Origin of the sequence: Providencia sp. PROV268 (genome assembly GCF_028477805.1) — a bacterium.
In the GTDB taxonomy this organism is placed as follows: Bacteria; Pseudomonadota; Gammaproteobacteria; order Enterobacterales; family Enterobacteriaceae; genus Providencia; species Providencia stuartii.
The window spans coordinates 99,914-126,174 of sequence record NZ_JAMPLW010000002.1; the positions used below are offsets into that span (position 1 = coordinate 99,914).

The following is a 26,261-nucleotide window of genomic DNA, read 5'->3' on the forward strand; positions in this document are numbered from 1 at the left end:
TTAATTATCCAGTTTGAGCACTTTTGCCGTTGCCGCACGGATATCAGAGCAAGCTTTTGCATCGACTTTTAAGTCAATACCATAAGTTGGAATGATCTCTTTTAAGCGTGCTTCCCAGCCATCTGCACTAAGCTGCTCGGCAAAACAAGTTTTCAAAACGTTTAGCGCGATAAAGGCCGCAGTAGAAGCGCCCGGTGATGCTCCCATTAATACGGTGAAGGACTTATCTGCACTGGTAATTAGCTCCGTGCCGAATTCCAAGACCCCTTTCTTATCATGATCTGGCTTAATGATTTGTACACGTTGACCCGCGACAACTTCTTTCCAGTCTTCATGTTGTGCTTCAGGGTAGAACTCTTGTAGCATCGCAAACTGATGTGCTGATGTTTGTAATACTTGTCCAACTAAGTATTCCGCCAGCGACCAGTTATCTTTAGCAACTGCCAGCATCGGTTCGATGTTATTTAAGCGCACAGATTCAAACAAGTCTAAATAAGAGCCATGTTTAAGGAACTTACTGGAAAAACCCGCGTAAGGTCCGAATAGAAGTGAACGTTTGCCGCCAATGATACGTGTATCTAAGTGAGGCACTGACATCGGAGGGGAGCCTTTGCTTGCTTTACCATAAACTTTTGCATGATGGCGATTAGCAATCTCTTCGTTGTCGCAACGTAGCCAGATACCACTTACAGGGAAGCCACCGAAGCCTTTACCTTCTGGGATGCCTGATTTTTGTAGTAGCTCTATTGCACGTCCACCCGCGCCCACAAACACAAATTTCGCTGATGTGATGGTTTTTTCGTGAGTGAGTAGGTTTTTAACCTCAATATTCCATCGACCCTCTGCGGTTTTCTTAACATCAACCACTTCATGCTTGTAATGAACAGTGAAACCCGATTGCTGTGTTAATTGCTCCATCAATAAATGGGTCAATGCACCATAATCTACGTCAGCCCCCGTTACCACGCGTGTGACTGCAATGGCTTCTTTTGGATCACGGCCTTCCATAATCAACGGTGCCCACTCATTGATCTGCTTAGGATCATCACTGTATTCCATGTTTTGGTAGCAGTGGTGAGCAGACATTTGGCGATAGCGTTGCTGGAGGAATTTTACGTTATCATCACCCCAAACAAAGCTCATATGTGGGCAAGGGTGAATGAAGTCACGGGGATCTTTGATTTTACCTTTGGTGACAAGATAGGACCAAAGTTGACGTGATAGGTCAAATTCAGTATTAACTTCAAGCGCTTTGCTGATATCCACTGTACCATCTGGGTTCGGTGGCGTGTAGTTCATTTCACAGTTTGCTGCGTGACCTGTTCCCGCATTATTCCATGGGTGGGAACTTTCTTGAGCACAGTCATTGAGTCTTTCAAATATCGCAATATTTAGCGATGGCTCAAGCTCTTTTAAAAAAGTTGCGAGTGTGGTGCTCATGATACCTGCGCCAATGAGCGCAATATCAACTTGTTCTGAAATAGGCTTACTCATTCAAAAAACTCCTAAGACTTAGAGGGTTTAAAACACAGTTCAGTGCCTTCTTGATAAACAACATAAGCACGGCGCCATGGTTCATCACCAATTAAACGCCATTTATGGCCAGTACCTGTGTTGTCTTGTGCGAGTAAAATATCACCAGGCTTGATAATAAAAGTTGAGCCGTCTTTGGTTTCGAATTCTAAAGTGCCTGAAAGTGTGATGACATAACGTGGTACAGGATCTTTATGCCAATCCCAAGACCCACCAGAGGTTGTTTCACGAAATGAAAGTTCACTGACGGCAATAGCAGGCGTTTCTTTATCGCCTCTAGCTTCACCACTTAATTCAATCGTACCTTCTTCAAAAAGAGAATTGCCATCTTCACCGGTCCACATACGAACACAACGTATCATATTATTAACCTCTTACATTTTATATGGCTGAACAAACAACTTAATTGGTAAAAGAGTGAGACTTTCAATAAAGGACTTTCTAAAAAAGACTAAACTGAAAATTAATAATTAACCTACTCGTTATTGTTGTAAATATAAAATATCACATTATTTGATTGTATCGTGTTTTATTTAAAATAAACACTGTAGTTATTAGATTAATAGTTCCTGATAGTATATTTGTGAATAAAAAATTATCGTAACCTATTGATTGTAATTTGATATTTTTATTTATTTTTTGAGCTGGGATAAGAAATGTCAATATTTCTAGTATAGAGGAAATAAAACGTATTAATGTAAAAATATAAGAAGAAATAAACCCTATTTAATTTTCCTTCTTGGTTCTTATCAAGAAGGAAAATAGAATAATATAAATAGTACTTTTAATGACTCTTTAAAATATTATTTAGGGCAATGTGTTGTATAAGCATAATCGTTTTTCCATCAACAATCTCACCACTTTTTATCGCGGCTAATGCTTTTGGGAATTCCCACTCTAATACTTCAATATCTTCACCTTCCTCGGTAAGCCCACCTCCCGAATTGATGCGGTCGCCATCGTGATATTCGGCAATATAAAAATAGAGTTTTTCGGTGACGGAGCCTGGGCTCATATAGGCTTCATAGACTTTTTCTATTTTTTCGATACGAAAACCTGTTTCTTCTTCTGTTTCGGCAATAATGCGTTCTTCGGGCGATGCATTATCAAGCAACCCAGCCGCAGCTTCGATAAGAAAATGAGGATAGCCGTTGATATACAAAGGAAGGCGGAATTGGCGGATCAGTATAATGGTATTTTTCGCTTGGTTGTAAAGTAGGATAACAGCCCCGTCTCCTCTGTCATATGACTCACGGGTTTGCTGCTGCCAACGACCATCGCGGCGTTGAATTTCGTAAGTGTATTTTTTTAAGGTATACCAATTATCAGAGAGTAAAGTTTCACGAATATGACGGATTTGGGGAGTTTTAGCAGACATGATGTTACCTTCGTAATAGGGGTAACGGTTAATTTAGCACTGTGGTCACCATCCTTAAATAAGAGTTTATGCCAGTTTTATCACATCAATCTCTATCAATATAAATAAGGCAGCCGTAGCGGCTACCTTAATTTTTACCAAAAGATTATTTTATAATTTGGATCTGTTTGACTTCCACTTCGCGTGTATTCCAGTCTTTGTCGATTTTACCGCGGATCTCTACTTTATCTTTTGGCGTGACATTAATGCCATTCCAGCGTTTTGGGCTAATTTCGAGATTGATGGTGCCTGTCCCATCGGTAAACTCATAATGTTTTTGATCTAACTGCTTAACAATATTACCACGCAAGATCACCCAGCTATCATCGGATAAATCGAGAGCTTTAGCGACCGTAGTTTCGCCGCTATTTGGGCCAGAAAAGCCACCAGCTTGGTTTGTTTGATTGGTGGTCGTCTGAGCCGCGCCTGGTCCATCAAAGCTACCATTTGCAGCGAGTACAGGTGCAGAAGCTAATGCAGCAATTAACGCGATTAAGGGTAATTTTTTCATAGTGGTCCTCTCCATTTGTTACCAAAATTTGTTTACGGGAGCTATTAAAACAAGAAATTCTTAACAGGATCTTAAGAACCCACAGAAAAAAAATATATTTTAAATTTAGTTCATAACAACTGGTCATATCCAAATTAATCGGATAAATATAACAATATTCTAATAAAGGAGAAAATCATGCGTATTTTGCTGATCGAAGATGACCGGTTAATTGGCGATGGTTTAAAAGTAGGATTAAGCCAACTTGGCTTTACCATTGATTGGTTTGCCGATGGTAAGCAAGGGCAAGTCGCCTTATTCGATGCGCCTTATGATGCCGTGATACTCGACCTTTCTCTGCCGAGTGTAGATGGTATGGAGATTTTGAAGTTTTGGCGCAAAGAAGGGCGTGATGAGCCTGTTTTAATATTAACCGCAAGAGATGCCTTGGATCAGCGAGTTCAAGGGCTACAACAAGGTGCCGATGACTACCTTTGTAAGCCCTTTGCGCTTGCAGAAGTTGCTGCGCGTTTGCAGGCATTAATTCGCCGGCGTAGCGGGCAATTGTCGCCAATATTAAAGCATGGTCATATTGAAATGGATCCTGTTGCAATGACTGTCACCTGTCACGGTGAACGTATCGAATTAAAAAGTAAGGAGTTATCTCTATTATCCTTGTTTTTACATAATCCAAACAAGGTGCTGTCTCGTGCCTTCATTGAGGAAAAATTGTATAACTGGGATGAAGAGGTATCCAGCAATGCCGTCGAGGTGCATATTCACCATTTACGGCGTAAGTTAGGTACGCGTTTTATTCGAACAGTTCATGGTGTCGGCTACCGTTTAGGTGAGGAAGCATGAAAACCTTTAGCTTACGCTTAAAATTGACACTCATGCTGTTGCTACTCGCGCTAATGACGTGGGGAGTGGCGAGTTTACTTGCGTGGCATCAAACATATAAAACGATCAATGAACTGTTTGATACTCAGCAAATGGTATTTGCTAAACGTTTGTCTGTATTACCTTCTGATCTCGATTTTAATGATGTTTCATTAGCAAAAACGAAGAAAATCTTACGTAAAAACCGTGGTAATCAAGATGATGATGCGCTGGCATTCGCCATTTTCACACCTCAAGGGGAGATGGTACTGAATGACGGTGATAATGGGCGCAAAATCCCGTTTAACTTTAGCCGAGAAGGGTTTACCGAAGGCAAAATTAAAGGAAGTGATGATGAATGGCGCTTTGTTTGGCTAAGATCATCGGAAGGGCAATATATTATTGTCGTGGGGCAAGAGTGGGAATATCGGCAAGATATGGCGATGGAGATTATGGTTGCGCAGTTTTTACCTTGGCTAATTGCGCTGCCTATCATGCTAATCCTGTTTTTATGGTTATTAACGCGTGCATTGAGGCCATTACATCAAGTCACAACCCAACTCTATCAACGGCGGCCCGATGAACTGAGTTCAGTGCATGTTGAGCGGCTCCCCTCAGAAGTCAAGCCAATGTTAGATGCACTCAATAGCTTATTTACGCGTATTCAAGCGATGTTTGCTCGTGAACGCCAATTTACCTCGGATGCGGCCCATGAGCTACGTAGTCCGTTGGCAGCACTGAAAGTGCAGGCCGAAGTTGTGCAGATAGCAGGGCATGATCCTACCATTCGAGAACATGCGGTTGCTAACTTATCCGAAGGGATCGATAGAGCCACACGTCTTGTCGATCAGCTATTAACGCTTTCTCGTTTAGAGTCATTGTCACAGCTTGATGATGTGGAGCAACTTTCATGGTTAGCCTTAATTGAGTCTGCACTGCAAGATATCTCATTAGAGGCGAAAGCTGCACAGACGACAATGGATGTTGTAGTGGTTAATGAGCCACCATTATTGACTGGGCAGCGTCTGTTATTAGCTATCCTTTTAAGGAATTTGCTACATAATGCCATTCGCTATGGTAAGGCTGGTGGAAAAGTAGATATTGTACTGAATAAGGATCACCTCACGATCCATGATGATGGGCAAGGGGTAACTCAGGATGTTCTTAAACGGTTAGGTGAACGCTTTTATCGTCCACCGGGGCAAGAGAAAACAGGTAGTGGTTTAGGGTTATCTATTGCGAAACAGATTGCTGAGCTACACCATTTCAGATTGGCTTTTGCAAATGGCGAAAATGGCGGTTTTTGCGTCAAAATCACTTGGTAATAATGCTTGGTTATTAATAAATTCCAAATAATTATTCACCATATAAATTTAGTGGCTAATAAGCCTTTTTAGAATAACTCACTAGTGATAGATAAACTCACACCTCTCTTTTAATATGTGCACGACAGCGATGTTTCCGTGCACAAGAGGTGATGAGCGCTATTGAGCAAGTTCAGATTTAATTAATGTGATCACTTTATCCACTTCAGGGGCAGTGAGCGCACCGTCTTTGAAATAAAGCACTTTTCCTTGTTTATTCAAGATGATAATCGCTGAACTTTCTGGTGCGAGATGCCATGCTTTTTTAACGACACCATCGCTATCAACGATAAATTGCGAATAAGGAAACTCTTTTTTGCTGTCTTCAACACTGTTACTGACGAAAACACCTGTGCCAAAAATGGCATCATCCGCATTGATAATTGAGGTTGTTTGATAAGCATCATGGGGAAAATTCGCTTTTTTGATCGCTTCAATCAATGGTGCATTCAGCTCTTTAGCGGAAGAGCGCCCCGCAATGTGTTGAACTGTACGGACTTTTCCTGGTAATTGTTGGCTTTTCCACTCTTGATAGGAAAATTTCCCCTCTTGACTTAATAGCATCTCTCCTTTGTCTGTAACAGAAACTGCCGGTACAGGTTGATTTAGTTGGATTTGGCTTGCGAAAGCTGTGGATGATAAAGTGAGTAGGCAAGCAAGTAAAAAATTCTTTTTAATCATTATATTACCTCATTATTACTCGGTTTGAGAGTGTCATGCAATGACTGAAACATGGCAGTCATGTTTTGCGCTTACAGTTATAGCATAGCTCATCCGATGAGTTGTGAAACTGAAATTAACATTTTTGCAAAATTTAGCATAACTACAAAGTTTTTGAGGTTATTGACAGAATGTTCGTAGTGTCATTTTCTGTAAATGAATTGAATAAAACTGCAATAATAGAACCAAAGTAAATATTACTGGTCTATTATTAACGAGCGGTATGAGTGAACGAGTATCGTATGACAAAAGGAAAGGAAAAGTTCTAATGAAAATATTTAACCGTTATAACCCATCCAAAATTGCACTCTACGTTAAAACGCTATTCCGTGGTCGTATTTACATCAAAGGCTTTGGTGCATTTGAATTCAATTACGGCAAAATCTTACCACCTAAAGTGGGTGATAAGCGCCACTACAATGTAATGAGTGAGGTGAATAAACAAGTTCTGGTTCTACAATCTGAGTTGGGGTAAATGCTGTTGATTTAATTAAATAGTTGTTCGCTATTTAATTAAAAGCAGCGCCACACAAGGTGGCGCATCAAATGAAACGGCTTCGCTGTAAAGTATTACTCTTTGACTTTTTGTGTTGGTTGTTCTGCGTTAGCCGTTTCTGTGTTGTTTTTACCCGCTTGAACCACGACAGGTGCGGGTGGCGTTGTAATTCGGGTGACAAGCAACTGATCAATCTTATAGTTATCGATATCGACAACTTCAAATTTATAGCCTGCATATTTCACATAATCAGTACGTTTCGGCATTTTCCTTAAACGGTACATCATAAAGCCTGCAATGGTCTCGTAATTGCTCACATCAGGGAATTCATCGATATCTAAAATACGCTGTACATCTTCAATCGGAGTACCGCCTTCAACCAGCCATGAGTTTTCATCCCGCGTGATAATCTGCTCTTCTTGGCCCGGCCCAATCAGATCGCCCATTAATGTTGTCATAACGTCGTTGATCGTAATAAGCCCCATCACAAGAGCGTACTCGTTGAGAATGACGGCAAAATCGACCCCATTTGTTTTAAAAGCTTCGAGTGTATCGGAAAGCGAGAGGGTATCGGGGATCATCAGCGCATTTTGAATATGAACGCCATCTTGTAAGTTAAGGCTTTGACCATTCAAAACACGATTTAGCAAGACTTTTGAATCAACAAAGCCAATGACATGGTCAATATCACCACTGCAAACTAAAAACTTAGAATGCGGCTCGGTTGAAATTTTATGTTTAATACTCTCCTCTGACTCTTCTTTATCAAAGAAGATAATACTTTCACGTGGCGTCATTGCAGAGGGAACGGTGCGTGATTCAAGTTCAAATACGTTTTCGATCAGTTCGTGCTCTTGTTTACGCAGCACACCTGCAACCGCTCCCGCTTCGACCACAGCAAAAATATCATCGGAGGTAATATCTTCATTACGTGCCGTTGGTAACTTGAAAATTTTGAAGATCAGGTTTGCAAGACCATTAAAAAACCAAACTAGAGGGCTTAATACGGTCAAACAAAAACGCATTGGATTGACAATTCGCACTGCGATGGCTTCAGGTTTCACCATTCCAATACGCTTAGGCGTTAGATCCGCCACTAAAATAAATAGGCTGGTGACAATCGTAAATGAAAGAATGGATGCGGTTTGCTGTGCCCAAGTTGGTGATAAGAAATGAATAAATACCTCTTGTAGTGATGGCGCAAAAGCAGATTCGCCGACAATACCTGCTAAGATGGCGACGGCGTTAAGGCCAATTTGCACTACGGTAAAAAACATACCCGGCATTTCTTGTAATTTTAGAACACGAGCGGCATTAACATTGCCCTCATCAGCCATGAGTTTCAATTTAATGCGGCGAGATGCTGCCAATGATATTTCTGACAGCGAAAAAAATGCGCTGATAGCACATAATAAAAGTACGATTAGTAAACTGTTAAGCATAAATTATCCAGACATTACCTTCAGGTATAACGGATCTTGATTTGAGATCACCTGAAGGTAACTCGTTCTACTACATAGGCAAAAATAACGCGGAGTGCGCAAAAATTCGGTTAGTGGCGTTATTATAGCATTAGGTTAAATTTTCTGCCTAGTTTATGTTCTGTGGTGGTAAACAAATACCGATTCCACCTAAACCACAATAGCCTGCTGGGTTTTTGTGAAGATACTGTTGATGGTAATCTTCCGCAAAATAAAACACTTCAAATGGCATGATTTCTGTGGTGATTTGGCGTGGATCACCCTGTGCTGTCATCGCTTGTTGATAAGCGTCCCGCGTCTTTGTGGCTTGCTGTAATTGCGAATCAGAGACGGTGTAGATAGCCGAACGGTATTGGGTGCCAATGTCACCCCCTTGGCGCATACCTTGTGCTGGATCGTGGTTTTCCCAAAACAGAGTCAGTAAGTCTGCATAACTAATAGTTTGTGGGTCAAAGACGACTCTCACGATTTCAGTATGGCCGGTGAGACCCGTACACACTTCTTCGTAAGTTGGATTTGGCGTAATCCCGCCACTATAGCCAGCGGATGTTGAGTAAACGCCCGGTTGCTGCCAAAATAAACGCTCAACTCCCCAAAAACAGCCCATCGCAAAATAGGCAATTTCAGCGTTCTTCGGAATATTGTCAATCGAATGATGGTTAACCGCATGGTATGGTGAATGGGGAATAGCACTTTGCCTACCGGGTAGCGCTTGGGAAATATTTATGGGTTGTGACTGATTAGATGACATAACTATTCCTATGAGTAATGTTGTGCACGTTAGGTAAAAATTAGGATAAAAACTTGTATCTAAAATTTATTTTACTCAAAATAAATTGATATGGAGTCTTTAGTCAAACTATCAATGAACTTAGGAGCGGGCGTGTCAAAATACCCTATCATTTGTTTTCTCAGCTTAACGGCGGCGGTTTCTACGGCATATGCTGCAAATCTTCGCCTTAATATTGAAGGGCTTGAGGGGCAACCGAATCAGAACGTCCGAGTTCAATTATCTACGATTTCTCAAGATGAAGTTGTGCCTAATGGCCGCTTCCGCGCTCGGGTAACAAAAGCGATTGAGGATGGTTTAAAGCCGTTAGGCTACTACCAACCAAAAATTGAATTCAGCTATCAAGAAAATAAGCCACCAGCGCGTTCTGTGCTGACAGCGAAAGTGACTTTGGGTGAACCCATTCGAGTACAGGGTGTAAATATTGAATTAGAAGGGGGAGCCAAAAACGACTCTGACTATGCCAAAATGATTAAAAGTAATACACCCAAAATTGGTACGATCCAAAATGATGGTGAATATGAAAGCTTTAAAGGGAAGTTTAGTAGCCTAGCGATCCGTAAAGGTTATTTCGATGCGATAATGGAAAAAAGTCAGTTAGGGATATCGCTAGACCACCACGCGTCTTATTGGGATTTTAATTTTAATAGTGGTGAGCGTTATCGATTTGGTGCTATTTCCTATGAAGGTTCTCAAATTCGCACGGATTACCTAAATAACCTTGCTCCTTTTAAAGAAGGGGAATATTACACGTCAGAGCAATTAGCTGAATTTAACCGCCGATTAGTCGAAACTGGCTGGTTTACTTCGGCTATTGTCACACCAAACATCGCTAAAGCGCGAGAAGATGATACTGACATATTGCCGATGGAAGGGGTGATGGTGCCTCGGGCAAAAAACTTTGTTGAATTGGGGGGCGGTTATGCGACAGACGTGGGGCCGCGTGTCAAAGCAACATGGAATAAGCCATGGGTCAACTCTCGTGGGCAAAGTATTACATCCAATATTAGCCTATCACAGCCAGAACAAATTATTGATGCAAGCTATAAGATCCCCCTTAAAGCCAATCCACTTGAACAATATTATGCCGTTCAAGGGGGGTATAAACGTACTGATTTAAACGATACGGAGTCTGATACCACAACGTTAAATCTGTCTCGTAACTGGGATTACTCCAGCGGTTGGCAGTATGGCGTCAATATGCGTTGGATGCTCAGTCACTTTACTCAGGCAGATGTCACAAATACCACGATGCTGCTCTATCCAGGGGCAAATGCGAGTCGCATTCGTCAACGCGGAGGGGTGATGCCAAGTTGGGGTGATAGCCAACGTTATTCTGTTGATTACTCAAATGAAATTTGGGGATCAGATATTGATTTTCTCGTGTTACAAACAAAACAGGTCTGGATCCGTTCTCCTTGGGAAGGGCACCGTTTTGTGTTTAGAGGCAACTTAGGTTGGATTGAAACTAATAACTTTGACAAAGTACCGCCAGACTTGCGTTTCTTCGCAGGGGGTGATGGCAGTGTACGTGGTTACGGTTACCAAAAAATCTCTCCAGAGGATAGTAAAGGCAAGCTAACCGGGGCATCTAAACTGGTTGTCGGCTCTATCGAGTATGATTACAACTTCACAGGTAATTGGTGGGGCGCCGCGTTCGTTGATACCGGTGAAGCAGTTAACGATATTAAGAAAAGCGATTTTAAAACAGGGGCCGGTGTTGGCGTCCGTTGGGTTTCTCCTGTAGGGCCAATTAAATTCGATTTGGCTACCCCAATTGGAGATTCGGATAACAATAAAATTCAATTTTACATCGGCTTGGGGACAGAACTATGAAATGGATGAAGTGGTTAAAATGGACAGGTCTCACCATTTTATTAGTCTTGATCTTGGTTTTTGCCGCGCTAGGCTGGGTACTTGGCACACAATCGGGCCTGCATTTTGCCTTGAACAGCGCCACCCGTTTTGTATCGGGGTTAGAAATCCGTTCGATTGAAGGGGATATTAATAATCTCACCTTGACCGACGTAAAATACCAAATGCCAGGTGTTGATGTGAATGCTGGAAAATTACATCTGGCGTTACGTTTAGGCTGTTTGACTAATCGGGAATTATGTATTGATGATCTTTCGACCGAAAATGTGGTCGTTAATGTTGATACATCCAAAATGCCACCTTCAGAAGAGACACCACCTTCTGAGCCATTAACAGAGTTAAATGCGCCACTGACCATCAACCTAAATCAACTACAACTGACTTCAACGCAAGTCAATGTGGATGGAATGGCGATTGATTTAGGGAAGTTTAAAACGGGTATTTACTGGCAGAAAAAAGCGTTAACGGTAACGCCAACCGATATTATTGATTTGGCGATTAATTTACCTGAAAACAAAGAGGCACCACCAGAAGAGCCCGTCAAAGAAGTCGCGACTGGCGAAGAAAAATCTATTGGTGAAACGCTAAAAACATTATTCGCCAAACCGTTATTAGCGGAATTGCCGGAAGTGATTTTGCCTGTTGATCTAAATGTTGAAGGTATTAATGGTTCAAACTTGCAACTGACGGGAGCAACCGAAGCGGTTATTAATAGTTTGAATTTAACGCTTTCAAACGATGGGCAAAACGTTTTACTTAAGAAATTTACGATTGATTCACCGCAAGGTAATGTCGCTTTATCAGGCACCGCAACATTACAGGATAAGTGGCCGGTTTCTTTGTCGATAACAGGGGAAAGCCGCCTTGAAGATCTTAATGGACAAAAGATTGATTTATCCCTTAAAGGTGGATTGCTCGAAGAGTTAAAACTGGCACTGAATCTCAGTGGGCCAGTGAATGCGACGTTGAATGCTCAGACCGATCTTGGTCAGGCAGACTTACCTATTCAATTAACGCTAGAGAGCCAAAAATTGAGCTGGCCGCTGGTGGGAGAGGTTCAATATCAGCTTGATGGCACTCGTTTACGCTTAAATGGGCGTCCTTCGGCTTATGATTTATCCCTTCGCTCAGCGATTACAGGACAAGATATTCCACCTTCAACGCTAATGTTGGATGCGAAAGGTAATGAAGAGCAAATTAACCTTACGCGCCTACGTTTAGCGGCGTTGCAAGGTAATGCGGATATTACGGGGGTGGCTGACTGGAGCAAAGCGATCAGTTGGAATGCAGTACTGACGTTATCAGGTATCAATACCGCAAAACAGTGGCCTGAATGGCCAGCAAAAGTCGATGGTAAGATTGCCACTCGCGGTAGTCTTTATGGCGGTAGCTGGCAGTTACAAGTCCCTGAGATTAGCTTAGACGGTAACGTCAAGAATAATCCGCTAAAAGCACGCGGTCAGGCTTCAGGTAATGCGGCAGGGCAATGGAATATACCTGATCTGAAACTGTCATTGGGTAAAAACCACCTTGATGTTAAAGGAAGCCTTGCGGACAAATGGAACCTAGATACTAAAATCAATGCACCGGGCCTTGATGGCATATTGCCGGGGCTAGGTGGTGTGATCATCGGTGATGTAAAACTACGCGGTGATCTCGACGCACCAGAGGTGCAGGCTGATCTTACCGCTCGTGGGGTGAGATGGCAAAAAGACCTATCCATTGATAATGCAGTTATTAAAGGAAAAGTCACATCGGGTGAGCAAATCAAAGGGGATTTATCCGTCGTTGTTCGCCAACTCAAACAGGCTGACTTGGTGATCAGCCAGCTAACATTAGATGCGAATGGGAGCGAGAAAAAACATACCGTAAAATTGGATGTGAAAGGTGAGCCAGTTTCGGGGCGCTTAACGTTAGCAGGTGGTTTCGATCGCCAAACTGAAACATGGAAAGGTAATCTCAGCAATACGTTATTTGAAACGCCAGTGGGTGAATGGCAATTAAGTAAGGTCATGGCGCTGGACTATGCAAACCAAACGCAAGAAGTGACTATTGGTACTCACTGTTGGGTGAATACCAATGCACGCCTTTGTGTTCCCAAACCGATTAAAGCAGGGAAAAGCGGTAGCGCCGATGTTGTGTTAGAACGCTTTGACCTTGCGATGTTAAAACCGTTCCTGACAGATGAGACACGCGTCAAAGGCGTATTTAGCGGTAAAGCCAATGTGGTATGGAAGGATGATGGCAGCTTGCCACAAGCTAAAGTCGATCTTAAAGGTGATGGTGTTAAAGCTGTTCAATTGGTTCAAGGTACACTATTACCGTTAGAGTTTGAGACTCTGACCTTGAATGCCGCATTGAAAAATGGCAAAGCAGACCTGAATTGGTTGTTTAAAATTGCCAACAATGGGCAGTTAAAAGGCAATGTTCATATTGCTGATTTGGAAAAGAGACGGCAGCTTTCAGGTAATGTCGAAATCAATGCGATTACCTTAGCGTTAATTAAGCCGTTATTAGGCGAGAAAGAAGTTGCCAATGGTAACCTAAATGCCAATTTACGTCTTGGCGGAACGGCGAATAACCCATTGCTAAATGGTAATTTATCCCTTTCAGGCTTAGAGCTTAAATCGTCATTGATCCCATTTGATATCAAAAGTGGTCAATTAGGTATTGCCTTTAATGGCGCCAGCTCAGTCATGACGGGGCAAATTAATACGCCAGAAGGTTATCTGAATATTAATGGTGATGCGGATTGGCGTAAGGCAGAGGCATGGCACGCTAAAGTCATGGCCGTGGGTAACAATTTACGTGTATCCATGCCGCCAATGATCAAAGTGGATGTGCAGCCTGATATTGTGTTTGAAGCTTCACCGACCTTACTGACGTTAAACGGAAGTGTGAATATTCCGTGGGCAAGAATTACGGTTCAAGAAATTCCTGAATCAGCGGTAGGGGCTTCTTCCGATGTGGTGATGTTAGACAGTGACCTGAAACCTATTGAGAAGACAAGCACACCAATTCCAATTCAAACCAATCTGGATATTAAGATCGGCAACGATGTGATGTTGGATGCGTTTGGTCTGAAAGCTCGCTTAACAGGCATGTTGAAGGTACTGCAAAATAAACAAGGCCTGAGCTTGAATGGGCAAATCGATATTCCATCAGGGCGTTTCCGTGCTTATGGGCAAGATTTGATAGTGCGTAAAGGGCAAATCCAGTTCTCAGGTCCTCCGGAACAGCCTTTCTTGAACTTAGAAGCGATTCGTAATCCTGAAAACACAGCTGATAATGTGATTGCTGGTGTTAAGGTGACAGGGCTTGCAGACAAACCGAAAGTCGAGATATTCTCTGAGCCAGCCAAAACGCAACAAGAAGCTTTATCCTATTTGCTACGCGGAGAAGGATTAGAAAGCGGAGATGCTAATGGTTCACAAATGACATCAATGCTAATTGGACTCGGGGTGGCTCAAAGTGGGCAACTCGTAGGTAAGATTGGTGAAACATTTGGAGTATCTGATTTAGCCCTCGATACGCAAGGGGTTGGTGATAAATCACAAGTCGTGGTGAGCGGTAAAATTACCAATGACCTTCAAATTAAGTACGGTGTTGGTATATTTGACTCACTGGCAACGCTAACATTGCGTTATCGATTAATGCCTAAATTATATTTGGAAGCGGTGTCTGGTGTGAATCAGGCGCTGGATCTTCTTTATCAATTTGAGTTTTAATATATGCGTGTAATTGTTTATGGCAGTTTAAGGCGCAAGCAAGGAAATCATCACTGGATGACTTACGCTCAGTTGTTAGGCGAACATAGCTTAGAAGGCTATGAGCTTTATGACTTGGGGTATTATCCAGCGGTTATCAAAGGTGAAGGTGTGATTGAGTGCGAAGTGTATCGCATCAATCCCTCTATTTTGACTGAGTTAGATGAGTTAAAGAAAAATTCACAGGACTATGTTCGTGAATTAATCCCTACGCCATATGGCAATGCTTGGATTTATCTTTATCGGCATTCCGTTGAAGGCTTGCGTCGTATCAAATCAGGTGACTGGTTAAAACGTCACGAAGAAGAGTAATAAAGCGCCGGTAGCCAATGGGTTATCGGCGCTTTTTCTATAAAAAAGGCTCTCGTGTTACCACCAGAGCCTTCCCTTCCCGAGTTAGGGGAAATTATTTTTTAGCAGCGCGTTCGAAAGAAGAGATAATTTCAGCTTTAGCCGCTTCAACGTTATCCCAACCGTCTACTTTCACCCACTTACCTTTTTCTAAATCTTTGTAGTGTTCAAAGAAGTGTGTGATTTGTGCGCGTAGCAGCTCTGGCAGGTCGTTCACATCTTTAATGTGATCGTATTCTTTGCTCAGTTTAGTGTGTGGTACTGCAACTAATTTGGCATCTTCACCTGATTCATCAGTCATTTTTAATACGCCGACTGGACGGCAACGAATAACTGAGCCTGGTTGTAATGGGTAAGGTGTTGGTACCAGTACATCAACAGGGTCACCATCTAAAGATAGTGTGTTGTTGATGTAACCATAGTTACATGGATAGAACATCGCTGTAGACATAAAACGGTCTACAAATAGAGCGCCAGAGTCTTTATCAACTTCATATTTGATAGGATCTGCATTAGCAGGGATTTCGATGATAACGTAGATATCTTCTGGCAGATCTTTACCTGCCGGTACATTGTTCAGGCCCATGAAAAAGTATCCTTTATGTTAAAAACTAATATGCCCATCAATAAGTTAAGCCCTATCTAAGCAACTTAAAACGATTTTGGGTACATAACGTGAAAGGTATTATAGCCGTAAAGAGGGGGAAAACTCACTAGTTGGTAGGGCATTCATAAAAAAAAGCTGAGAAAAGGCCACAAAAAAGGCGGGATTAGCCCGCCTTAGCGCGATGAATAACATTATTCAGCGTCAGGGAACTCACGCATAAAGGATTCTGCTTTTTCAACCATAGAAGCTGTACCAACAAAGAAAGGAACGCGTTGGTGAAGTTCAGTTGGGTTGATATCTAAAATACGGTCACGTCCGTTACTCGCTTTACCGCCTGCTTGTTCTGCAAGGAACGCAATTGGGTTGCATTCGTACAGTAAGCGGAGCTTACCATTTGGATGGCTTGCCGTGCTTGGGTAGATATAGATGCCGCCTTTAAGCAAGTTACGGTGGAAATCCGCAACCAGCGAGCCAATGTAGCGAGTCGTATAAGGGCGACCTGTCGCTTCATCTTGTTCTTGGCAGTATTTAATGTATTTTTTCACGCCCATAGGGAACTTGATGTAGTTACCTTCGTTGATTGAATACATTTTTCCTTCTGTTGGGAACATCACTTTTTCGTGAGAGAGGCAGAAGACACCAAGTGATGGATCATAGGTAAAGGCATGTACGCCACATCCTGTGGTATACACCAACATGGTGGATGAACCGTAAACGACGTAACCTGCCGCGACTTGACGATGACCCGGTTGCAAGAAGTCAGCTTCAGTCACCGGTTGGCCAATTGGGGTAATACGATGGTAGATAGAGAAGATTGTTCCGACGGAAACGTTTACATCGATATTCGAAGAACCATCCAGTGGATCCATTAATACGACATATTTCGCGTTTTCTGCACGATCGCCTTCGAAAATGACGATTTCATCTTCTTCTTCGGAGGCAATACCAGCTACTTCCCCGCGAGCTTTCAAAGCGGCTTTTAATTTTTCGTTTGCATACAGGTCAAGCTTCATCTGGACTTCACCTTGGACATTCGACACACCGCTTGTGCCAAGAATGTCTACAAGTCCAGCTTTGTTAATATCACGATGGATAATTTTAGCGCCCAGTTTGATTGCTGACAGTAATGCGGTCAGTTCTCCTGTTGCATGAGGAAAATCTTGTTGCTTATCGACGATGAATTCGCCTAATGTTTTCATGACGAAGGTCCTGAATATAATTGACAGAGGTTTGCAGGGGGGAATTGTACCCTTGCGCGTGGAGTTAATCTATACCCTTGATACGTTGTACCGCCGCGATGTGGGCCGTATTTTGTTACCTAAGTCACATACTTGAGCATGTACTCTTGGGATAACAGTAACTGGCTCTTGTTGCCGCGTTTGGATCATTTTGGGAATACTCTGCCTATTTTTCCCTGTATTTAATTCGAATTTTTTGTCTATATAAACCTAACGTTGATGGGTAGAATAGTGACAAACCTCATGCTATTGGATGGAAAATAATGCACATACATATTTTGGGTATCTGCGGTACGTTTATGGGGAGCTTGGCAATACTGGCTCGCTCCCTCGGGCATAAAGTAACAGGCTCCGATACAAACGTGTACCCTCCGATGAGTACCTTACTAGAAAAGCAAGGTATTGAACTCATTCAGGGCTATGACCCTAGTCAGCTAGAACCAGCACCTGATATGGTCGTTATTGGTAATGCGATGACGCGTGGTAACCCTTGTGTTGAAGCGGTATTGGAAAAAGGCCTCACTTATACATCTGGTCCACAATGGCTACATGATCATGTACTTCCTGAACGCTGGGTACTCGCTGTCGCGGGCACCCATGGTAAAACAACGACGGCGGGGATGCTTGCTTGGATCTTAGAAGATTGCGGTTATAAACCAGGGTTTTTAATTGGAGGCGTGCCAGGGAACTTTGAAGTATCAGCCCAATTAGGGGAAAGTCCCTTTTTTGTGATTGAAGCTGATGAGTATGATTGCGCGTTTTTCGATAAGCGTTCGAAATTTGTACACTACAGTCCAAGAACGCTGGTGCTCAATAACCTTGAGTTCGACCATGCCGATATTTTTGAAAATTTAGAAGCCATCCAAAAACAGTTCCACCATCTTGTTCGTATTGTGCCTGCTAGCGGTAAAATTTTCATGCCAGATAGCGATAATAACCTTAAACAGGTTATGACGATGGGCTGCTGGAGTGAGCAAGAGTTCGTCGGTGAACATGGTGAATGGCAAGCGAAAAAGCTGAACCACGATGGCAGCCAGTTCGAAGTCTATTATCAACAACAACGTGTGGGTGAGGTGAATTGGTCACAAGTGGGTAATCATAATATCCAAAATGCGTTGATGGCAATTGCCGCAGCACATCACGTAGGCGTGCCCGCCAAAGAAGCGTGCTTTGCTTTAGGTAAATTTATTAATGCTCGTCGCCGCCTTGAATTACGGGGGGTTGAGTATGGTGTCAGTGTTTATGATGATTTTGCTCATCATCCAACGGCGATCCTCGCAACACTGGAAGCGCTGCGCAGTAAAGTTGGGGGTACTTCCCGCATACTGGCGGTATTAGAGCCACGCTCTAATACTATGAAGTTAGGGGTTAATAAAAGTGATATTGCTCCGGCGTTAGGTCGTGCTGATGAAGTTTTCTTATTCCAGCCAAGCAATATTCCGTGGATGGTCACTGAAATTGCGGAAAAATGTGTTCAACCAGCCCGTTGGAGTGGTGATATTGATGCGTTGGCACAAATGGTCATTGAAACCGCTCAGCCAGGCGATCATATTCTTGTTATGAGTAATGGAGGTTTTGGTGATATCCACGGTAAGTTACTCGCCGGCTTAAAAAATAAAGCAGAGACAGAGTTAGACGACTAAATATAATGGCTGACGCAAAATGCCACTTCCCTTAACAGGACAGTGGCATTTTTTGTTTTTGGATAGTAGAAAACGTCTCGTATGTTATACGACTAAACTCAGTGAATGATATTGGTGAAATGCATTGGGTTAGCGCTGTAAAATCGCGCTCTTGGCGAGGTGTGCCGAGGCTAAATGTTAACTCGCCTCAATAAATTGGCGACTATAACAATAACTATACTGTAGCTCTTGTTTTAGGCTGCCCATGTAGCAATCTAAAGAATCTATGCAGAGATGGAAAAGACAACCAACAGCGATAGCCTTTAATTTCCACGATGGCATCAAAAAGAGGATACAATAAGCGATTGCCGCCCAGAGAGTATGTAATGGGTGAAAACCAATGCCACAGCGATTAGGATCAAAAATTGGATCCGCAAGAAGATGGTCTAAATCAATCGCCATCGTGGCTATCATAAGCAGTGACGCTAATTTCCAATTTTTGCGCCAAAATAGATAACCGAAGAGAATGGGAACTAAAAAGTGAAATCCATAGTGCACAACGTTTCTGAATATCTCAAATATCACTTTGATAGCCCATCGTTTTTATATTCAATCGCGCACGAATGCGCGAATGGAATAGAAATTAAAAAATAAAAATGGATTTAAAGCTCTTGATCAAAGAGTGAAAGGATCGCTTCGTAAAGCTCTTTAGTTGTAAAATTATTCGCTGGTGTAGAGAAAATGGTATCGTCCCCTGCGATACTGCCTAAGATCCCTTCCGCTTTCCCTAAAGAATCTAGCAAGCGTGCAATCAATTGTGCGGCGCCGGGGCTTGTTCTGATCACCACAACAGAATGGTTGTAATCGATATCCAGTACTAGGTTTTTTAATGGGCTAGTCGCCGTGGGAACGCCAGGCTCTGTGGGTAAGCAGTAGACCATTTCCATTTTTGCGTTGCGAGTGCGCACAGCACCGAACTTAGTCAGCATTCTGGAAATTTTTGATTGGTTGATATTTTCAAAGCCTTGCTCTTGCAGTGCGATAACAATTTCAGCCTGAGAGCTAAATTTTTCTTCTTTAAGCAGCGCTTTGAACGCTTTAACCAAGTCTTCTTGTTTAGACGGTGTACGCATAATTAACCCATCCTATGACAATAAATTGGTCTGTATTATCTGTAAATGTGAATTTTTATGCAACAAAATTGCGTTATGATGGTTTTGTATACGATGAAAAATGAAGGTTATTGTCTTTTTTATGCATAAAAAGAGAACATTGATGAAAGTTTAGTTTAGCAAAAGTTGATAAATAAAAATAATCAATAATCTTAATGATTTATGCCTATATAAGAAGAAAATAGACCCAGTAGCATAGAGAGGTAATGCAATTTGTTGCCAAAAGGTGTAAATTTTTTGTTAATCACTTTGTGAATAACGGGATTATCAGCAGTAAAAACAATTTATTATGCAAAAATCAATAGTGATAAAAACTATTTGTTAAAAAAGTGCCCCTTATCTCATTAACAGATAAGGATTTTGTTTAGAATAGATGAAATCAGTGCGTAAGCCTATACACATTAATATGCTTCAACATCTGTTAATGAATTGTTTTTTATCAGTAATGTGTTTACTACATAACAAGATGAATCAATATACTTTTTTAAGTACAAATAAAGGAGTTTCAGAATGAAAGTTGCAGTCCTAGGCGCAGCAGGTGGTATTGGTCAGGCTCTGGCCCTTCTTCTTAAAAACCAGCTTCCAGCAGGTTCAGAACTCTCACTATATGACATCGCACCAGTAACTCCGGGTGTTGCTGCGGACCTTAGCCATATCCCAACTGACGTTAAAGTAGTTGGTTTCTCAGGTGAAGATGCGACTCCTGCACTGAAAGGCGCTGATGTTGTCCTGATCTCAGCAGGTGTTGCTCGTAAACCAGGTATGGATCGTTCAGACCTATTTAATGTTAACGCGGGTATTATTCGCAATTTGACTCAACAAATCGCTGATACTTGTCCAAAAGCATTAATCGGTATCATTACTAACCCAGTTAACACAACAGTGGCTATTGCGGCTGAAGTGCTGAAAAAAGCAGGGGTTTACGACAAAAACCGTCTATTCGGTGTAACGACTCTGGATATCATCCGTTCTAATACTTTCGTTGCTGAACTGAAAGGTAAGAAACCACACGAAATCGAAGTGCCTGTCATCGGTGGTCACTCAGGTGTTACTATCCTGCCTCTATTGTCTCAGATCCCAGGTGTTAGCTTCACCGATGAAGAAGTTGTTGCTCTGACTAAACGTATCCAAAACGCAGGTACTGAAGTTGTTGAAGCAAAAGCAGGTGGCGGATCTGCAACACTGTCAATGGGCCAAGCAGCAGCACGTCTAGGCCTGTCTCTGATCCGTGGCCTACAAGGTGAGCCAAATGTTATCGAATGTGTTTACACCGAAGGTGAAGGTGAACACGCTCGCTTCTTTGCTCAGCCAGTCCGTTTAGGTAAAAATGGTATCGAAGAGCATATCTCTTACGGCAAACTGAGTGAGTTTGAACAAAAAGCACTGAAAGACATGCTTGATGTACTGAGAAAAGATATCGAACTAGGTGAAAAATTCATTAATGGCTAATTGCTATTAATTTTCACTTATTTCTTAAGAAAACCGCTGTCCTGATATTGTTGGGGCAGCGGTTTTTTTTATATTCTTTCAGCTTGAGGTTGGGTTTTTTTCTCTTACTTTTCTTTCTAATAATTCACCTGTAATTGGATTGAAATAGCGGCTTGGCCATATCTCTGAAGGATGAATTCCGAGATAATTCGCAATAATCCATTCACCTTTAGGCCAAGGACGAGATAAGGCATTCGCCAGTGTGGAGGAGCTTAAACCTGCTTGTCGAGATATTGCTGCTAAAGTCGTTCCGCGTTTACGTAAAGCGGCAATTATATCTGCTGGATGCCAATCCGATTTCCGTAAGATCATTTTTTAGTCCTTTTTTTACTCAGAATCATGTAGAGTTAGTAGTACATCTAACAGGAGATTGTGATACATTCACTGCAATAGCCCTGTTATTGGAAATAAAATAACAGAAATTTTCCAAAATTATTTCTAATTTTTTCTAAAAATTCAGTTTTATGAAAGGAGTTTTATTTTTATGAAATATAAGAAAGATTTGGCATATATATTTGTGATTTTATCTAACATATTGAAAGTAAAAACTAACTAGTTTGGGTTATCTGTAAAAATCACATATTAATGATAGATGTTATAAGTACAGCTAATATATAAAGACGATCGCATGAAAAAAGATAACTGTGACCTCGTGTATATCCAATCTATTGTTATTAAAAGAAATTAAAATATACTTTACATGTATAACTCATAAATTAATTAATAATAAATATTAATAAAACAAAAAAGAAAAAGGTTATTGAGAAAATAAACACGTTTTTCAGCAATTATTATTAAATTGTAAATCGTGACTAGGAGGGTCAGGCATGCAAAAAGAATGGTTAACGGCGAAAGAGTTAGTTGGCTTAAAAGGACTCCCAATGACTACTCAAGGTATCAATGCGATGGCTCGTCGTGAAAACTGGTTATGCCGCAAGCGGCGGGGGATTCAAGGAAAGGCGTTGGAATATCATATTAATAGTTTGCCTGAAGGTTTATTTGAGCCCCTTTCTGTTTATGAAGCCCCTGCATTATATCAAGCAAAACATCATGGTAATGCATTTATTTGGCAGGAAGTTTATCACCAGCTTTCTCCGGAAGAGCGTAACCTTATATTGGCATTTATTATGCGTGAAGGTGTAATAGCATTGGTAGATTTAATAAATAAAAAATAATTTACCTAAAAAATCGGTTTGGGTAATTCAATAATGAAGAATAGGCATATTGGTACTCAACATATTCTTTATTAACAATATTTAGATAGAGCCTCAACGGCAGATTTCATAATATAAGTTCGAAAGAGATAATATGAAAAAAATGTGGTTCACTGCGAAAGAATTAGCAGGTTTAGAAGGCTTACCAACTTCTCCTCAAGGTATTAATTTGATGGCTAGAAGAGAAGGATGGAAAAATCGTCGTAAGCGTGGCGTTCAAGGTAAAGCCGTCGAGTATCATCTAGAGAGCTTACCTGGAGAAATACAGAGTCAATTGAGTCTTTCTGAGCCTTCAGTGGGCTATCAAAGCCAAAGAATGGATGCTTCACAAATTTGGATGGAAGCCTATTACCAACTCACTGAAGCGGAGCGTGATAAAGTGGTGAAATATATTTTGCGTTATGGCCTTTCATCATTGCTCGCTAGGATCGAAAAAGAAGAAAAAGGGGAAGAGTAGTCTCTTTCCCCCTCATCGCATTCAAAACGATACGTTTAACGCTATGAGTGACGTGAAATAGCCACCTCTGCGAGGCTGATTAACGCGTCTTTATAAACTGAATCATCAAGAGTACTCAAAGCATCAATGGCTTTTTGCGATTCCTCTTTTGCGCGAGCGTAGGTGTACTCCAGTGAGCCGCAACGTTTCATAGTTGCCAGCACAGTGTCCAGTAGGTGACGGCCATTGCCCTGCTCGATCGCTTGGCGGATCAAGGCGGCTTCTTCCTCGGTTCCATGGTTCATTGCATGAAGTAGGGGCAGCGTAGGCTTCCCTTCATCAAGGTCATCCCCGGTATTTTTGCCTAATTGCTTATTATCTGCGTCATAATCCAACAAATCATCAATCAATTGAAAGGCAGTGCCGAGATAGCGACCGTAATCTTGCAAGGCTTTCTCTTGCTCGGGGGTTGCTGATGCTAAAATTGCCGATGCATGCGCGGCAGCTTCAAACAAACGAGCGGTTTTACTGTAGATCACTTGCATGTAGTTTTCTTCAGTAATGTTAGGATCATTACAGTTCATTAACTGTAAGACTTCACCTTCAGCGATAACGTTCGTCGCTTCCGACATGAGTTTAAGGACACGCATCGAGTCAAGATCCGTCATCATTTGGAAGGATCGTGTATAAATAAAGTCCCCAACGAGGACACTCGCAGCATTACCAAATACGGCGTTCGCTGTTTGTTTACCGCGGCGCATGTCGGATTCGTCGACAACATCATCATGCAATAAAGTTGCAGTATGGATAAACTCGATCAGCGCAGCAACTTGAATATGTTTTTGCCCTGAATAACCAAGGGATCGTCCTGCCAATACCGCGATCATTGGACGGATCCTTTTCCCACCACCGCTAACAATGTAATAACCAAGTTGGTTAATTAGCGCAACGTCTGAATTCAATTGACTGAGGATTGCTTCGTTTACTGCTGACATATCCTCGCTAGTCAGTTCAACAATAGATTCTAAATTCATCGTAATTTATTCATATTATAGGATTTTAGCCGCCACCCTTTAGTCAAAAAGGTGTCGCCAATAGAACAGTTATAGCCTAAGCATAACATTAATATTTCTAAGATAATTAGTTGTAATGCAAAAAATGTTTAAATAAGTAACAATTCGAGTTATTCATCATAAATCAAAGGCTGACCGGAGTATGGAATAAAAAAGTCGGTTTTTTTGTGATCTAAATGCATTATTGGCTTGTGTTCTGACGCTTTTTTGCGTAGAATTCGCGCCCTATTGTGAATATTTTATAGCGTGCTCAGGAATTAAATTTTTTAGCGGGTACGCGGAAAGCGGAGTTAATATGTACGCGGTTTTCCAAAGTGGTGGTAAACAACACCGAGTTAGCGAAGGTCAAACTGTCCGCCTAGAAAAGCTGGACATCGCAACAGGTGAAACTGTTGAATTTGATCACGTTCTGATGGTTGCTAATGGCGACGATATCAAAATTGGCGCTCCTGTCGTTGAAGGCGTTAAAGTGAAAGCGGAAGTGGTTGCACACGGTCGTGGCGATAAAGTTAAGATTGTCAAATTCCGTCGTCGTAAACACAGCCGTAAACAACAGGGTCACCGTCAGTGGTTCACTGATGTTAAGATCACTGGCATCGCTTAAGATTTAGGAGAGCAGATTAATGGCACACAAAAAGGCTGGCGGCTCGACTCGTAACGGTCGCGATTCAGAAGCAAAACGTCTGGGTGTAAAACGTTTCGGTGGCGAAGCTGTATTAGCAGGTAGCATCATCGTTCGTCAACGTGGTACTAAGTTCCACGCAGGTAACAACGTAGGTTGTGGCCGTGACCACACTCTGTACGCTTTAGCGGACGGAAAAGTTAAATTTGAAGTTAAAGGTCCACAAAACCGTAAATTTATCAGCATCGAAGCTGAATAAGTTTTCTGACTTTTAATTCGAATTAAAGCCCTGCAAAAACTTTTTGCGGGGCTTTTTATATTTAGAATACGCCATCTCTGGGTAACACGGCCATCCAGCACTATAATGGCTATCATACGGAGAAAGAATTATGAAATTTGTAGATGAAGCCAAAATATTGGTTGTGGCGGGGGATGGTGGCAATGGTTGTGTCAGCTTCCGCCGCGAAAAATACATTCCAAAAGGCGGTCCTGACGGTGGTGACGGCGGTGATGGTGGTGATGTCTATCTGCAAGCCGACGAAAACCTGAATACACTCATCGACTACCGTTTTGAAAAATCTTTCCGCGCAGAGCGTGGGCAAAATGGTCAAAGTCGTGACTGTACAGGGAAACGTGGTCAAGATATCACGATCAAGGTGCCTGTCGGAACGCGTATACGCGATCTCGGTACTGGAGAAATACTGGGTGATATGACTCGCCATGAGCAGCGCCAAATGGTCGCGAAGGGCGGTTTCCACGGTTTAGGTAATACACGCTTTAAATCTTCAGTTAACCGTGCTCCACGTCAACGTACGATGGGAACGCCTGGTGAAACTCGTGAGCTGATGTTAGAGCTGATGCTGCTCGCTGATGTGGGTATGCTAGGGATGCCGAATGCGGGTAAATCGACCTTTATTCGTTCGGTATCGGCAGCGAAACCAAAAGTCGCTGATTATCCATTTACTACGCTAGTACCGAGCTTAGGTGTCGTGCGTATGGATAACGAAAAAAGCTTTGTGGTTGCGGATATTCCAGGGTTAATCGAAGGTGCTGCGGAAGGCGCAGGTTTAGGGATCCGTTTCCTTAAACACTTAGAACGCTGTCGCGTGCTATTGCATCTGATCGACATCTGCCCGATCGATGAATCGGATCCTGTGGAAAATGCCAAGATCATTATTAGCGAACTCGAAAAATACAGCGAAAAACTGGCAGAAAAACCACGTTGGTTAGTGTTTAACAAAGTGGATATTTTAGGCCCTGAAGAGTCCGCAAAACGTGCTGCTGAAATCGCTAAAGCGATGGGCTGGGAAGATAAATACTATATGATCTCCGCGGTGAATCACGAAGGTGTGAAGGCACTGTGCTGGGATATTATGGAGTTTATGGAAACTCAGCCGCGTGATATGGCAGCATCGGAAGATGAAAAACAGCCTGAAAAAGTTGAATTTATGTGGGATGACTACCATAAAGAGCAACTCGAAGGTGCTGAAGATCTGGATGACTGGGATGATGATTGGGACGAAGATGACGACGAAGGTGTCGAAATCATCTATCAGAAATAATCAATCTCAGAAAAACCCCCAATGATTGGGGGTTTTTTCAAATATAAAGATTGTTTTATTTACG

General features: G+C 42.1%; 26 protein-coding genes. 13 read left to right on the plus strand and 13 right to left on the minus strand.

Annotation, left to right across the window (positions count from 1 at the left end):
* The 4 genes from mqo to PR699_RS02420 all read right to left on the minus strand — a co-directional run bounded on the left by mqo (position 1) and on the right by PR699_RS02420 (position 3,461).
* Positions 1-1,494 (minus strand): malate dehydrogenase (quinone), encoded by a 1,494-nt coding sequence (gene mqo, locus PR699_RS02405; RefSeq protein WP_004915691.1) that lies wholly within the window; start codon positions 1,492-1,494, stop codon positions 1-3.
* Positions 1,495-1,505: 11 nt separating this feature from the next.
* Positions 1,506-1,895 (minus strand): cupin domain-containing protein, encoded by a 390-nt coding sequence (locus tag PR699_RS02410; protein ID WP_014657311.1) that lies wholly within the window; start codon positions 1,893-1,895, stop codon positions 1,506-1,508.
* A 422-nt stretch (positions 1,896-2,317) separates the two neighbouring features.
* Positions 2,318-2,911: an NUDIX domain-containing protein gene (locus PR699_RS02415; protein ID WP_014657312.1), complete on the minus strand. Its 594-nt coding sequence runs from the start codon at positions 2,909-2,911 to the stop codon at positions 2,318-2,320.
* A 145-nt stretch (positions 2,912-3,056) separates the two neighbouring features.
* Entirely contained in the window at positions 3,057-3,461 is a 405-nt protein-coding gene (locus tag PR699_RS02420) for a YgiW/YdeI family stress tolerance OB fold protein (RefSeq protein ID WP_014657313.1), read from the minus strand.
* Between the two features lie 177 nt (positions 3,462-3,638).
* Between PR699_RS02420 and qseB the strand changes: the two genes are divergently transcribed.
* A complete protein-coding gene (gene qseB, locus PR699_RS02425) occupies positions 3,639-4,301 on the plus strand; it encodes a quorum sensing response regulator transcription factor QseB (protein ID WP_004915700.1) in 663 nt (220 codons plus the stop codon).
* Positions 4,298-5,644, plus strand: coding sequence for a quorum sensing histidine kinase QseC (gene qseC, locus PR699_RS02430; RefSeq protein WP_014657314.1), 1,347 nt, complete (start codon positions 4,298-4,300; stop codon positions 5,642-5,644). The genes qseB and qseC overlap by 4 nt, the downstream gene beginning before the upstream one ends.
* Before the next feature lie 159 nt (positions 5,645-5,803).
* Here qseC and PR699_RS02435 read toward each other — a convergent pair whose 3' ends face one another.
* Positions 5,804-6,364, minus strand: coding sequence for a YtfJ family protein (locus PR699_RS02435; protein WP_004915703.1), 561 nt, complete (start codon positions 6,362-6,364; stop codon positions 5,804-5,806).
* A gap of 307 nt (positions 6,365-6,671) precedes the next feature.
* On the opposite strand from PR699_RS02435, the gene PR699_RS02440 reads away from it, so the two are divergent.
* Entirely contained in the window at positions 6,672-6,878 is a 207-nt protein-coding gene (locus PR699_RS02440; protein ID WP_014657315.1) for a DUF1107 domain-containing protein, read from the plus strand.
* A gap of 95 nt (positions 6,879-6,973) precedes the next feature.
* On the opposite strand, the gene PR699_RS02445 is transcribed toward PR699_RS02440, so the two are convergent.
* Both PR699_RS02445 and msrA read right to left on the minus strand, forming a co-directional pair.
* Positions 6,974-8,341: a hemolysin family protein gene (locus PR699_RS02445; RefSeq protein ID WP_014657316.1), complete on the minus strand. Its 1,368-nt coding sequence runs from the start codon at positions 8,339-8,341 to the stop codon at positions 6,974-6,976.
* Positions 8,342-8,489: 148 nt separating this feature from the next.
* Entirely contained in the window at positions 8,490-9,131 is a 642-nt protein-coding gene (gene msrA / locus PR699_RS02450; RefSeq protein WP_014657317.1) for a peptide-methionine (S)-S-oxide reductase MsrA, read from the minus strand.
* Positions 9,132-9,263: 132 nt separating this feature from the next.
* Between msrA and PR699_RS02455 the strand changes: the two genes are divergently transcribed.
* Genes PR699_RS02455 through PR699_RS02465 form a run of 3 tightly spaced genes read left to right on the plus strand, consistent with a single transcriptional unit; the run spans position 9,264 to position 15,124 of the window.
* On the plus strand, positions 9,264-11,006 hold the full coding sequence (locus PR699_RS02455; RefSeq protein ID WP_014657318.1) for an autotransporter assembly complex family protein: 1,743 nt from the start codon (positions 9,264-9,266) through the stop codon (positions 11,004-11,006).
* A complete protein-coding gene (locus tag PR699_RS02460; protein ID WP_014657319.1) occupies positions 11,003-14,773 on the plus strand; it encodes a translocation/assembly module TamB domain-containing protein in 3,771 nt (1,256 codons plus the stop codon). Before PR699_RS02455 ends, PR699_RS02460 begins: the two co-directional genes overlap by 4 nt.
* A 3-nt stretch (positions 14,774-14,776) precedes the next feature.
* A complete protein-coding gene (locus tag PR699_RS02465; protein WP_004915721.1) occupies positions 14,777-15,124 on the plus strand; it encodes a gamma-glutamylcyclotransferase in 348 nt (115 codons plus the stop codon).
* A 94-nt stretch (positions 15,125-15,218) separates the two neighbouring features.
* On the opposite strand, the gene ppa is transcribed toward PR699_RS02465, so the two are convergent.
* Both ppa and fbp read right to left on the minus strand, forming a co-directional pair.
* Entirely contained in the window at positions 15,219-15,749 is a 531-nt protein-coding gene (gene ppa / locus PR699_RS02470; RefSeq protein ID WP_004915724.1) for an inorganic diphosphatase, read from the minus strand.
* Between the two features lie 212 nt (positions 15,750-15,961).
* Complete coding sequence (gene fbp / locus PR699_RS02475) at positions 15,962-16,969, minus strand: class 1 fructose-bisphosphatase (protein ID WP_004915725.1); 1,008 nt, start codon at positions 16,967-16,969, stop codon at positions 15,962-15,964.
* Positions 16,970-17,271: 302 nt separating this feature from the next.
* Here fbp and mpl point away from each other — a divergent pair, with 302 nt between their 5' ends.
* Complete coding sequence (gene mpl, locus PR699_RS02480) at positions 17,272-18,651, plus strand: UDP-N-acetylmuramate:L-alanyl-gamma-D-glutamyl-meso-diaminopimelate ligase (RefSeq protein ID WP_014657320.1); 1,380 nt, start codon at positions 17,272-17,274, stop codon at positions 18,649-18,651.
* A 177-nt stretch (positions 18,652-18,828) separates the two neighbouring features.
* Here the strand turns inward: mpl and PR699_RS02485 are convergent, their stop codons facing one another.
* Together PR699_RS02485 and argR are read right to left on the minus strand one after the other, a co-directional pair.
* Complete coding sequence (locus PR699_RS02485; protein ID WP_272577822.1) at positions 18,829-19,215, minus strand: DUF6122 family protein; 387 nt, start codon at positions 19,213-19,215, stop codon at positions 18,829-18,831.
* 77 nt (positions 19,216-19,292) lie between these two features.
* Positions 19,293-19,763 carry a transcriptional regulator ArgR gene (gene argR, locus PR699_RS02490; protein ID WP_004915733.1) on the minus strand — a complete coding sequence of 157 codons (471 nt, stop codon included), beginning with the start codon at positions 19,761-19,763 and terminating at the stop codon, positions 19,293-19,295.
* A gap of 549 nt (positions 19,764-20,312) precedes the next feature.
* Between argR and mdh the strand changes: the two genes are divergently transcribed.
* Positions 20,313-21,251: a malate dehydrogenase gene (mdh, locus tag PR699_RS02495; RefSeq protein WP_004915736.1), complete on the plus strand. Its 939-nt coding sequence runs from the start codon at positions 20,313-20,315 to the stop codon at positions 21,249-21,251.
* Between the two features lie 78 nt (positions 21,252-21,329).
* On the opposite strand, the gene PR699_RS02500 is transcribed toward mdh, so the two are convergent.
* Positions 21,330-21,602 carry a helix-turn-helix transcriptional regulator gene (locus PR699_RS02500; RefSeq protein ID WP_014657322.1) on the minus strand — a complete coding sequence of 91 codons (273 nt, stop codon included), beginning with the start codon at positions 21,600-21,602 and terminating at the stop codon, positions 21,330-21,332.
* Between the two features lie 515 nt (positions 21,603-22,117).
* On the opposite strand from PR699_RS02500, the gene PR699_RS02505 reads away from it, so the two are divergent.
* Together PR699_RS02505 and PR699_RS02510 are read left to right on the plus strand one after the other, a co-directional pair.
* Positions 22,118-22,465, plus strand: a complete 348-nt coding sequence (locus PR699_RS02505) for a DNA-binding protein (RefSeq protein WP_014657323.1) — start codon at positions 22,118-22,120, stop codon at positions 22,463-22,465.
* Between the two features lie 133 nt (positions 22,466-22,598).
* Entirely contained in the window at positions 22,599-22,961 is a 363-nt protein-coding gene (locus PR699_RS02510; RefSeq protein WP_004915746.1) for a DNA-binding protein, read from the plus strand.
* Between the two features lie 41 nt (positions 22,962-23,002).
* Here the strand turns inward: PR699_RS02510 and ispB are convergent, their stop codons facing one another.
* Positions 23,003-23,974, minus strand: a complete 972-nt coding sequence (ispB, locus tag PR699_RS02515) for an octaprenyl diphosphate synthase (protein ID WP_004915749.1) — start codon at positions 23,972-23,974, stop codon at positions 23,003-23,005.
* A 334-nt stretch (positions 23,975-24,308) separates the two neighbouring features.
* Here ispB and rplU point away from each other — a divergent pair, with 334 nt between their 5' ends.
* The 3 genes from rplU (at position 24,309) to cgtA (ending at position 26,197) form a co-directional block, all read left to right on the plus strand.
* Positions 24,309-24,617 carry a 50S ribosomal protein L21 gene (gene rplU, locus PR699_RS02520; RefSeq protein ID WP_004915752.1) on the plus strand — a complete coding sequence of 103 codons (309 nt, stop codon included), beginning with the start codon at positions 24,309-24,311 and terminating at the stop codon, positions 24,615-24,617.
* Positions 24,618-24,636: 19 nt separating this feature from the next.
* Positions 24,637-24,894 (plus strand): 50S ribosomal protein L27, encoded by a 258-nt coding sequence (rpmA, locus tag PR699_RS02525; RefSeq protein WP_004915755.1) that lies wholly within the window; start codon positions 24,637-24,639, stop codon positions 24,892-24,894.
* A 130-nt stretch (positions 24,895-25,024) separates the two neighbouring features.
* Complete coding sequence (gene cgtA, locus PR699_RS02530; RefSeq protein ID WP_004915758.1) at positions 25,025-26,197, plus strand: Obg family GTPase CgtA; 1,173 nt, start codon at positions 25,025-25,027, stop codon at positions 26,195-26,197.
* The last annotated feature ends 64 nt before the right edge of the window (positions 26,198-26,261 follow it).

What these genes read in the sequence shown, in the direction of transcription:
- mqo (WP_004915691.1), bottom strand. Translation starts at nt 1,494, where the DNA reads ATGAGTAAGCCTATTTCAGAACAAGTTGATATTGCGCTCATTGGCGCA.
- PR699_RS02410 (WP_014657311.1), bottom strand. Translation starts at nt 1,895, where the DNA reads ATGATACGTTGTGTTCGTATGTGGACCGGTGAAGATGGCAATTCTCTT.
- PR699_RS02415 (WP_014657312.1), bottom strand. Translation starts at nt 2,911, where the DNA reads ATGTCTGCTAAAACTCCCCAAATCCGTCATATTCGTGAAACTTTACTC.
- PR699_RS02420 (WP_014657313.1), bottom strand. Translation starts at nt 3,461, where the DNA reads ATGAAAAAATTACCCTTAATCGCGTTAATTGCTGCATTAGCTTCTGCA.
- qseB (WP_004915700.1), top strand. Translation starts at nt 3,639, where the DNA reads ATGCGTATTTTGCTGATCGAAGATGACCGGTTAATTGGCGATGGTTTA.
- qseC (WP_014657314.1), top strand. Translation starts at nt 4,298, where the DNA reads ATGAAAACCTTTAGCTTACGCTTAAAATTGACACTCATGCTGTTGCTA.
- PR699_RS02435 (WP_004915703.1), bottom strand. Translation starts at nt 6,364, where the DNA reads ATGATTAAAAAGAATTTTTTACTTGCTTGCCTACTCACTTTATCATCC.
- PR699_RS02440 (WP_014657315.1), top strand. Translation starts at nt 6,672, where the DNA reads ATGAAAATATTTAACCGTTATAACCCATCCAAAATTGCACTCTACGTT.
- PR699_RS02445 (WP_014657316.1), bottom strand. Translation starts at nt 8,341, where the DNA reads ATGCTTAACAGTTTACTAATCGTACTTTTATTATGTGCTATCAGCGCA.
- msrA (WP_014657317.1), bottom strand. Translation starts at nt 9,131, where the DNA reads ATGTCATCTAATCAGTCACAACCCATAAATATTTCCCAAGCGCTACCC.
- PR699_RS02460 (WP_014657319.1), top strand. Translation starts at nt 11,003, where the DNA reads ATGAAATGGATGAAGTGGTTAAAATGGACAGGTCTCACCATTTTATTA.
- PR699_RS02465 (WP_004915721.1), top strand. Translation starts at nt 14,777, where the DNA reads ATGCGTGTAATTGTTTATGGCAGTTTAAGGCGCAAGCAAGGAAATCAT.
- ppa (WP_004915724.1), bottom strand. Translation starts at nt 15,749, where the DNA reads ATGGGCCTGAACAATGTACCGGCAGGTAAAGATCTGCCAGAAGATATC.
- fbp (WP_004915725.1), bottom strand. Translation starts at nt 16,969, where the DNA reads ATGAAAACATTAGGCGAATTCATCGTCGATAAGCAACAAGATTTTCCT.
- mpl (WP_014657320.1), top strand. Translation starts at nt 17,272, where the DNA reads ATGCACATACATATTTTGGGTATCTGCGGTACGTTTATGGGGAGCTTG.
- argR (WP_004915733.1), bottom strand. Translation starts at nt 19,763, where the DNA reads ATGCGTACACCGTCTAAACAAGAAGACTTGGTTAAAGCGTTCAAAGCG.
- mdh (WP_004915736.1), top strand. Translation starts at nt 20,313, where the DNA reads ATGAAAGTTGCAGTCCTAGGCGCAGCAGGTGGTATTGGTCAGGCTCTG.
- PR699_RS02500 (WP_014657322.1), bottom strand. Translation starts at nt 21,602, where the DNA reads ATGATCTTACGGAAATCGGATTGGCATCCAGCAGATATAATTGCCGCT.
- PR699_RS02505 (WP_014657323.1), top strand. Translation starts at nt 22,118, where the DNA reads ATGCAAAAAGAATGGTTAACGGCGAAAGAGTTAGTTGGCTTAAAAGGA.
- PR699_RS02510 (WP_004915746.1), top strand. Translation starts at nt 22,599, where the DNA reads ATGAAAAAAATGTGGTTCACTGCGAAAGAATTAGCAGGTTTAGAAGGC.
- ispB (WP_004915749.1), bottom strand. Translation starts at nt 23,974, where the DNA reads ATGAATTTAGAATCTATTGTTGAACTGACTAGCGAGGATATGTCAGCA.
- rplU (WP_004915752.1), top strand. Translation starts at nt 24,309, where the DNA reads ATGTACGCGGTTTTCCAAAGTGGTGGTAAACAACACCGAGTTAGCGAA.
- rpmA (WP_004915755.1), top strand. Translation starts at nt 24,637, where the DNA reads ATGGCACACAAAAAGGCTGGCGGCTCGACTCGTAACGGTCGCGATTCA.
- cgtA (WP_004915758.1), top strand. Translation starts at nt 25,025, where the DNA reads ATGAAATTTGTAGATGAAGCCAAAATATTGGTTGTGGCGGGGGATGGT.